This window comes from Kosmotoga sp. (assembly GCF_982836095.1).
The window spans coordinates 1-8,823 of record NZ_CEYIHJ010000071.1 but is presented as its reverse complement, the minus strand read 5'-3'; the positions used below and the strand labels follow the sequence as shown (position 1 = coordinate 8,823).

Here is an 8,823-nt window from a genome sequence, read left to right as displayed (position 1 = left end):
TAGTAATGTGGACCAGTTCTTACTAAACCCCAATAACTAAACCCTATACCCGTCCTTTGGCACTCCAGACCTTGCTCTTCAGGCGTCACTAACCATTTCCTCAAGCAGACCAATGAATTTGTTCTGGAGTGAAAGAACTTCTGTCAGGTTCCTTTCAGCGGGAGAACCGGTCTTTACAATATGATAATTTTTGAAATTTCTACCTGTCACAATTACCCTTGTGGATAAAAAGGCTGCTTCAAAAGGGTCGTGGGTAACCATAACCGCTGTACAAGAACGCTCTGTCCATAAATTTTTAAGCATTTTAAGGAGTTTCATTCTCGTAACGATGTCAAGTGACGAAAAAGGTTCATCCAAAAAAAGTATTTCAGGGTCTAATGCAAGGGCACGAGCGAGACAAACCCTCTTTATCATACCGCCACTGAGTTGAGAAGGATGCTTTTTGGCGTGTTCTAACACTCCCACTCTTTTCAACAGAGTTTCAGCATGTTTTTCATCTGAAACGATCTTAACATTATAGAATGCATTTCTCCATGGGATCAAGCGGTCGTCTTGAAATACAAACCCTTGCTTGGAGAAATTTCTGGTTATCGTTCCTTCATCTGGATCCAGAATACCAGAAAGGAGCTTGAGAAGGGTTGTTTTGCCACAACCCGACTCTCCAAGAATGCTCAAGAATTCTCCGCGAATTACCTCAACGGAGAATTTTCCGATAACTTCAACGCCGTTGAACCTTTTGGTGATTTCTTCAGCTTTAACTAACATAATTGAAAACCTTCTTTGAAACCGCGTTGAAAATAATCTCACTTGCTAATCCCAGAAAGACGAGAACTATGGTGTATGCAAAGACATTTTTTGTGTCAAGGAAGTATTTGGCATCAGCTATTTTCCTGCCAATACCCGTGACCCCAACCATGAATTCGGCAACCGCAACAGATTTCCACATTATCCCGGAGCTTATTTTTAACGAAGAGAAAACAAATGGAAGGATGGAGCCAAGGTAGATGTCTTTGAAAATCGTTCGCCTTTTGAGGGAAAAAACCCTGGCCATTTCGATTAGTTTCACATCCACGCTTCTCACTCCCTGGATGATGTTCAGCGTCATAATGGGGTACAGAGTGAGAAAAACAATATACATAGGTGATTGAAAGCCTACTCCCCACCAGAGAATCGCAAGAGCCAGCCAGGAGACAATAGGCACTGCCTGAAGCACGAGAATCAGCGGCCTGAACAATATATAAAGAAAGCTGGAAATCCCAAGCAAAAAACCCGTGCTCAGCGAAAGCAACAAAGCCAGCAGCATGCCAAACATTGCTTTAAGCACCGTAGAAAGCAGGGGAGCCCAAAGTGCCCCTGTATTTATCAGTTTTATCAATTCGGCTATTGTTTCAACCGGTCCGGGCAATAACAGAGAATTCCCGACCATGAGATATCCAATTTCCCATATGAGAAAGAGCAATAAAATTGACAGAAAATAGCCCTTATTCATCACCAGAATAGGTTTTCAAAGTCAATTCCCTGATCCAGCAATTCTGGCTCTATCTTTTTTAGGGTATTTAAATAATTTTCCACAGATCCCCTTGCTGTGTCAGAGCGTTCAAATTTGAACAATATACCTGGCATAGCTTTTAGCAGCACTGGAACAGGAAAGCCTCCCATTTTTTCTGACACGATTTTCGCCGTCTCTTCCGGATTGGCAAGGGAAAGCAACAATGATTGTTCGTAAAGGAGCAAGAGAGAATCCACTACATCTCTTGGAATCCCTGATTTTACAAAAATCCCTGAAGTGGGCACATTCGGGTATTCCGTAGAAATAGACTTCCACATTTCCTGTATAGGCAGATATTTTTCGGCTCCTTGCACTTTGAAGCAGGCAAGAGAAGCAAAGGGTTCGGGTACCAGTAGTGCATCTGCCTTTCCCGCTGCAAATAGTTGAATAGCCTCTGGACCAGCTGCATACAGAATAGAAATGGAATTTCTACTTAAACCCGCAATATCAACAGCGGTTTTCAATATAACATCAGCGGTTTGACCGGGGGAATGCAGTGTATACACAACCTTTCCTGACAAGTCTTCAATGGTATTTATTTCCTCCTTGGAAACAAAATAAAATCCGTTCCACATACTCACGGCGGCGAGCTTTATCGGTACACCCTTTGCATAAAGCTGAGCTCCGATTACCACAGGCAAAAGGATAATGTCGGCTTTTCCGGATACGACGTTTGAAATTGCTTCATCCACCGTTTTCCAATAAGAAAGCTGGAATCCAGCGACTACCCCATTGCTGTTCGAATCTGCTATCATTCTTGCCACGGGTATCAAAGTAGGACCTATGGGGTTCACATAAGTATAAGCTGTCAAAGTACTTACAATAATTATTATCAGCGCAGTTGCGATAAAAAGTCTCCGCATTCTTATCCCTCCCTTACCATCATTACCTTATCATTATATAATACAATATCCAAGTTGGTCTTGGTTTTGATGCAATGGAGTGGTAGAATATATGCGAATCCTATCGAAAGGGGGGGGAAATATGAACAAAAAAGAACTGGTAGCAGCATTGGCAGAACGTGTTGAAACTTCTAAAAAAGAAGCAGGCCTACTCCTTGATAGCGTCGTTGAAATCATTGAAGAAAAGCTTTCTAAAGGCGAAGAAGTTAGGCTCGTAGGTTTTGGGACTTTCAAAGTTGTAAAAAGAAAACCGAGGATGGGGGTCAATCCAAGAACTAGAAAGCCCATCAAGATCCCTGGTGCTAAAGTACCTAAATTCGTACCCGGCAAAGAACTCAAAAACATGGTAAAGTAAGCTTCAGGGCGGCGAATGCCGCCCTTTTACGGAGTGTACATTTTGAGATATATCAAATGGATTTTTATACTTGAACTCTTTATAGTTGTTTTGCTTCTTTTTGTTTTTCTGTCGCTTTATCCTCTTAATTTTGGTTATAAAGGGACCGGAGTAAGGCTTACGGTCACACCGTCTGTTGAAGGAATCAATATTATACACGATACTGATATTTTACTGATAATCAATGAACTCTATGCTCTTGGACTCAAAGAGTTTTCCGTGAACGGCGTTAGGATTGAGCCTTATACGTATGTGAGATGTATAGGACCTTCTTTGATGATAAACAACAGAAAAATAACTTCCAGTTCCCTAAAAATAAAAATACTCGGTGATCCCGATTATATCCTCTCAGGTCTTTCGCTGTTAACGGAATATTTAAAGTCGAAGGGATTTTCAGTGAGCGCCCTTTCACTTGAAAAACTCACTATCCCTTAGGGAGATGATGTTTGTGGCCAGATTTGTTCCCGTAGTTTTGCTGGTTTTGATGCTACTTTCTTCAGGCTGTTCTTCGTGGTGGGTAACCCGTGGCGAATTCCGGGATGAAATTTCCGCAATTCAGAAAAAGCTGGATTTCATCACCGAGGAACAAAAACAGTTGCAGGATGTGGAAAATGCAATTTCAAACATATCAAAGCAGCTTGATTATCTGACGGGTTCCGAGGAATTCGTCTCCAATGCCGAAGACCTTAAAAGCCTCCAGGCACAATTGCTGGAACTTAAAAAGTTGGTCGAGGCCAAAGGAGAACTCATCGAAGAAAACAGCAAAGTGACCCAGCAACTTCTTGCCCAGCTAGATGATTTTGCAAATGCAAACCTTCAAGGGCTTCAACTCAATGACGAAATCAAAAGTGAGCTTTCAACCATTCAACAAAAGCTTGATTCCCTTGCTGAAGAGCAGAAGCGCCTGCAAAATATAGAGACTTCCATCACGAGCCTTTCCAAACAGCTTGAATATCTGACAGGATTCGAAAAACTCTCAGTGAATATAGATGATTTAAAAAGCCTTCAAGAGCAACTTTCCGATTTGAAAAAAATGGTTGAAGCAAACGGTAGCAATGTTGAAGAAAATAACAAATTAACCGGGCAAATTTTTGAGAAACTGGATAATCTCGTCAATACAAATATTCAGCAGTTCTTTTATGAAAAGGAAATAAAAGATCTGAAATCACAGTTGGATATTCTCCAAAAAAGATATGAAAAGGACTATTCATATCTGGACGAGCGTATAAGCAAAATAGGTGACTTCGCCGCTTCTAATACCAGTTTTGTTTCCATAGACTTCTTCCTGGCAGAAGTGGCTGATATCAGAAGTCGTATTGGCCAAAAGGAAATCGAAGCTCAAAACTCCGATATTATCACTTACATTATTCAATCTGGAGATACCCTGTGGACGATTGCACGAGCCTATGGGATATCAGTTGAAGAGCTCAAAAAAGCAAATCCAACGATCAAAGACGACATTATCTACACGGGGCAAGAAATAAATATTCCAGTTTCACTTGATTCTTTACTTCGTTCTGATACTCTTCAATCCCATTTTGGACTTACCTATAACTATGAAATACTCATTAAAGCCATTGTATCGCCTTTTGGTAGCTATGAGAAAGGCTATGCGAATCCAGGCATTGACTTAAAAGTATCGCCATTCACTGCGATAAAAGCCATTCTTCCTGGACACGTTGTTATAGCTGAAAAGCTAAATGATGAATATGGTAACACCGTCATTATCGATCATGGCAATGGAATTCGTACAGTTTATGGAAAATTAACCAATCTAATGGCAAAAAGAGGCGATTTTGTTCGCGCAGGGGAGATTATCGGGGAAAGTTCTGATGCCACACCAAATTTGCACTTTGAGATATGGCGGAATGACATTCCGGTAAATCCCTCTGAAATATTCTTTGAAAATGCAGGGGATTTCAATGTCACGATGTATACAGAGTGGGACGACGGGAAAAACCCAACATCTCCATCTTTCAAAGTGACAGCAACCGGGAATTACGTGAAAGCTTACAGAACTGCTGCTGCGGATCCTTCTATCTTTCCACCCGGAACGGTTATATACATTCCTTTCTTTTCCAATGCGCCGAATAAGGGGTTTTTCATCGTCGAAGATACAGGCTCAGGGATAAAGGGCAAAAGGCTTGATATCTATACTCATGACATCAATCTTGCTTCTGGATTTAAAGAAGAACTCCTGGTTTACGTGGTGAAACGACCGTGAAGAAGATCTTTTGGATTGTTTTGCTTTTTGGAATTTCCTGTAATTTAATGGCCCTACAAATTGTTTCAAGACAGGAACTCGGGCTGGCGCCTTTTAAAATCGAAAAAGTACAGAACAAACAGAGTACTTACTATATCGTTCTCTTGAAAGGGGATTCAGAACTTCTGGTACTTGATTCAACGTTTAAGCCCCTTCGCTTTTTAGAGGACTCTGAAAATGAAGGTATTAACGATTTTGTGCTGAAAGATGAAAAACTCTATTGCTTTGGCTTTTTCAGCGGCAGGGTTGTTGTGTACGACATATCAGGGAATCCTAGCAGATGGAAGCTTGAAACGAAAATATCCACCGGGGAAAGGTTGATCACCGGTGCCTTTCTGAAAAACACCCTTGGGATTTTAGGAATGGATAAAAATTTCCTGTTGCTCAATATAGAAAATTTCGAGATTACAAAGAAAATCGAATTGCCTGTTGAAGCACTTAGTGTTATAGCAGATAGCAAATTTTTCTATATCAGCCTTTTTTACAACTATAACCTGCTCAACAATGATTTCGATACCTCTTATGGATTATTTGTGATCGATCCCGCTGGCAAAATTCACAAAAAAATTGCACTTGGCAAAAGGCCCTCCTACATGCTCCAGGATTCTGACAACCTATATGTGGTGAACTATCTGGACGGGACTCTTGATGTTATTTCAAAAGAGAACTTCCAGAAGAAAAGAGAATATAAATTGGGAAAATTGCCAAATTTTCCTATCATGAATGATAGAGAAATCTGGGTAGCTTGTATCGGCAGTAATGCGGTATATCAGATTGAACTCGATACTGATGTTGTTCATCAGTTTAAAACTCAGGGTTCAGGCCCATTGAAAGTCCTGATAGCAGGAAAGCATCGATACGTGATGAGTGTGACCAGCGGTACAATCGAGATGCTTGATAGTCCTGAATCAAAAGCGCTGAAACTCTATGGATACCCTATTGACGCTGTCGCTAATAACGACAAAATCGCTGTTTTACTTCAAGAGGATTGGCTAAGTGGTAGTGTGCTTGGGTCACTTGTGATTCTTCAACAATAAAAAAACTGAGGTCTTTACAAAAAAATCTTGCATGTATAGTCGGCTTTGTTGTATAATTGCTCTGAAATAGTCTATTTACAAACCCAAAATCTAAATCTCTAAGAGGGGGGAAAGTATATGAAGAAGCTCCTTATTGCGAGTTTATTATTGCTGAGTGTAGCCCTCATGGCTGTTAATATGCCAGTTCAGTTGCCCTTGTGGATCGATTTTGATACCAGCAAGGTTGAACCAGCCGGAAGAGCTGAACTCATCAAGTTGCTCTTTGCTGATAATCTCGACCCTGTCTTCAATGTATCGGAATACGGGCTTATACCACTTGAAACTGCTGAAGAACTCGCCCCATTTGATCTTACAGATCCCATCACTCCTTACGAAGTGCTTGCAATGCTGGTCAAGTATTTTGGCCTTGAGAGAGAAGCCATCGAATATCCTATGAATGCACCTTATGACAACAACATCAAATCTGAGTTTGAACAGCTTGGCTATAAAGATGGATTTGATTATACAAGGATTTGGGGTTACAAAGAAGTTCTTGGCAATCGGATTGTATTGAACTACAAAGAAGATTTTTTAACAAGAGCTGAATACATCAAAATTCTTGTTGATGCCTTTGTTGAACAGAATAAACCTAACTACGATTATCTGCTGGACAAGGTCGGTGAACTCAAGAAACTTTACAAAGGATTTAAAAGCGCCGAAGAATCCGCTTACATCTACGTCTTCGAAAACTATTTCCTCGTACCAGGAGAAGATGGTAAGGCATTGCCTTTGTTGATGTCTGAAGAGCTTTACACAAGGTCAGATTTTTTCAACAGGGAATATGATGTCCCGGTCACAAGAGCTGAAGCCTATGCCCTTTTTGCAAAATTGGCTCTTTCTCCAGTAAAAACTGCCGAAGAACTCGGGCTTGAAGTACCTGTAAGAAACATTCAGAATGTTGTATCCTACATGAAGAAATATGATGGACAACTTGTTTTCGGTGAAGCCGCATTGCCTAAAGACATGGTAGCCGAAATAAACGTGTACGACCACGATGCCATAATGGCTGTGTGGGAAGAGAATCACAAAGGGGATCCAAAATTCGAAGAACTGAAAGAAGAATTCGAAGCAAAGTTGAATGATGTCAGCGATTTTGCTTTAATCAAAACGGAATCTGGCAAGACCTACATCATGCTTGATTCTGCCGACTATGCTTACATGTTCCCGAATGGCCCTCTTCCTGCATTCGAGAATGCTGCTAAAGACGGATTTGTGGAACTTTACAAGAGCCTTCCTGATACAGCACCGTCTAAGCCATATACGAAGACCTGTGAGGCAGCAGTGAGAGAAAGGATAAGCGAAAATTACATCGTCACCTTTAACGCTGCATGCAAGACAACCCCCACCTTCGATGAAGGCGAGTCAAAGGTAAAAGAAGTAAAGGTTGACGTTTCTTCCCTTGCCGGAGTGAAAATGGTAGTCCACAGTGCCTGGGATGAAAGCAAAACAACAACAATGAATGTTGATAAGGTATATCCATATGAGCTTATAAGCTTTAATTACAAAGAAGATACTGTTTACCAGTGCAAGGAAGATCTGGACAAAGAGGTTTTCGCCGGTTCCGAAATAACTCTTTACCCCGTGGCTGCGAGAATTCTCTATTCAACTGACGAGTTGAAAGTAAGCACCCTGGAAGAATTCAAAAATTCCTTTGGAAGTAGCCTTGTTTCTGCTGACGCGGAAGTTCCTACAAGAGTGCATTCCATTTTCAACTTTGTCGAAGTGCTTAGTGAGCTTGGGGTTCCAGAAGACGCTGCGTTTGTCTCTATGTTCAAATTCAGCCGTGAAGGAATTGAGCCGACTTCAAAGGTAGAGATTACCGATCCCACTCTTCACTACACTCTCCTTGGAAGGTTGGTTAACGCTGAATTCGCCGAAAAGGACAAAGTGTTCTTCTCCAAATTCACCACAGAGATCCTTCCTGACCCTGTAAGCTTTGTTGGTAATGTTTACCTGATCAAAGAAGGTTCTGAAAATGTGGTCAAGAACGCCGGCGTTATCAACGAATTGTTTGACCTTCAGGATGGACTACCATTAGGGCTTTCAGGTACATATACTGTACTGCTTGAATACCACGCTGATGATGAGAATCTTGATGAATACTTCATCAGGGTCTTAAATAAGTAAAAAGTGCTTTTTTCATCGCGGCCCGCCAGTGGCGGGCTGCTTTTGTTAAAGAGGAGGTGTCAAAATGAAACGCAGTTTGAAGCTCACAATAGGGATCGCAATACCAATTGCAGTATTGCTGGTACTGCTTTATTTCTTCCTCTGGACACCGATAACAATAACCGTTAGTGTTTTATTTCCCACTGACGCACAGGGCAACCCTACAATAAAGGCGGTATCTTCCATTGAAGAAGTCAACCTGAGCAAAAATGAACCATCTGCTAAGTTAAAAGCCAAGCGAAGCGATTCGGTGGAATTTGTAACGCTTGAAGGGGTTCTACTGGAAAGAAAGGAAATAGCCAGTGGCACTAAAGAGTTGAAGTACGCTTTTCCAGAACCCAATATAAGCTCATTTGATTATGCCTTTAGCGAAGATGGGAAACAGTTAATACTGAATTGGAGAGCGGAAAGTTCTCCTTACAATATTGACGCCATAAGCCTTGAGAGAAATGGGACTGTTGTGATCAGAAAAG

The 8,823-nt window shown here is 41.2% G+C and carries 9 protein-coding genes; 6 read left to right on the top strand and 3 right to left on the bottom strand.

The window, feature by feature from the left end; translation table 11 throughout:
* Window positions 1-78: 78 nt before the first annotated feature.
* Genes AC3LHT_RS06065 through AC3LHT_RS06055 form a run of 3 tightly spaced genes read right to left on the bottom strand, consistent with a single transcriptional unit; the run spans window position 79 to window position 2,412 of the window.
* Window positions 79-765 carry an ABC transporter ATP-binding protein gene (locus AC3LHT_RS06065; RefSeq protein ID WP_488662281.1) on the bottom strand — a complete coding sequence of 229 codons (687 nt, stop codon included), beginning with the start codon at window positions 763-765 and terminating at the stop codon, window positions 79-81.
* A complete protein-coding gene (locus tag AC3LHT_RS06060; protein WP_290667727.1) occupies window positions 755-1,489 on the bottom strand; it encodes an ABC transporter permease in 735 nt (244 codons plus the stop codon). Before AC3LHT_RS06060 ends, AC3LHT_RS06065 begins: the two co-directional genes overlap by 11 nt.
* Entirely contained in the window at window positions 1,489-2,412 is a 924-nt protein-coding gene (locus tag AC3LHT_RS06055; RefSeq protein WP_488662280.1) for an ABC transporter substrate-binding protein, read from the bottom strand. Before AC3LHT_RS06055 ends, AC3LHT_RS06060 begins: the two co-directional genes overlap by 1 nt.
* Window positions 2,413-2,533: 121 nt before the next feature.
* On the opposite strand from AC3LHT_RS06055, the gene AC3LHT_RS06050 reads away from it, so the two are divergent.
* From AC3LHT_RS06050 to AC3LHT_RS06025, 6 genes are all read left to right on the top strand, one after another.
* On the top strand, window positions 2,534-2,806 hold the full coding sequence (locus AC3LHT_RS06050; protein ID WP_290647412.1) for an HU family DNA-binding protein: 273 nt from the start codon (window positions 2,534-2,536) through the stop codon (window positions 2,804-2,806).
* Window positions 2,807-2,848: 42 nt separating this feature from the next.
* Window positions 2,849-3,280 (top strand): DUF881 domain-containing protein, encoded by a 432-nt coding sequence (locus AC3LHT_RS06045; protein WP_290647413.1) that lies wholly within the window; start codon window positions 2,849-2,851, stop codon window positions 3,278-3,280.
* A 13-nt stretch (window positions 3,281-3,293) separates the two neighbouring features.
* Window positions 3,294-5,069, top strand: a complete 1,776-nt coding sequence (locus tag AC3LHT_RS06040) for a peptidoglycan DD-metalloendopeptidase family protein (protein WP_488662279.1) — start codon at window positions 3,294-3,296, stop codon at window positions 5,067-5,069.
* Entirely contained in the window at window positions 5,066-6,145 is a 1,080-nt protein-coding gene (locus AC3LHT_RS06035) for a YncE family protein (RefSeq protein ID WP_488662278.1), read from the top strand. Before AC3LHT_RS06040 ends, AC3LHT_RS06035 begins: the two co-directional genes overlap by 4 nt.
* A gap of 117 nt (window positions 6,146-6,262) precedes the next feature.
* Entirely contained in the window at window positions 6,263-8,311 is a 2,049-nt protein-coding gene (locus AC3LHT_RS06030) for a hypothetical protein (protein ID WP_488662277.1), read from the top strand.
* Between the two features lie 64 nt (window positions 8,312-8,375).
* Window positions 8,376-8,823, top strand: a 448-nt coding sequence (locus AC3LHT_RS06025; RefSeq protein WP_488662276.1) for a hypothetical protein, incomplete at its 3' end; no start/stop codon positions are given.

Excerpts from the sequence above, each read along its gene's own strand:
- AC3LHT_RS06065 (WP_488662281.1), bottom strand. The coding sequence starts at position 765 with ATGTTAGTTAAAGCTGAAGAAATCACCAAAAGGTTCAACGGCGTTGAA.
- AC3LHT_RS06060 (WP_290667727.1), bottom strand. The coding sequence starts at position 1,489 with ATGAATAAGGGCTATTTTCTGTCAATTTTATTGCTCTTTCTCATATGG.
- AC3LHT_RS06055 (WP_488662280.1), bottom strand. The coding sequence starts at position 2,412 with ATGCGGAGACTTTTTATCGCAACTGCGCTGATAATAATTATTGTAAGT.
- AC3LHT_RS06050 (WP_290647412.1), top strand. The coding sequence starts at position 2,534 with ATGAACAAAAAAGAACTGGTAGCAGCATTGGCAGAACGTGTTGAAACT.
- AC3LHT_RS06030 (WP_488662277.1), top strand. The coding sequence starts at position 6,263 with ATGAAGAAGCTCCTTATTGCGAGTTTATTATTGCTGAGTGTAGCCCTC.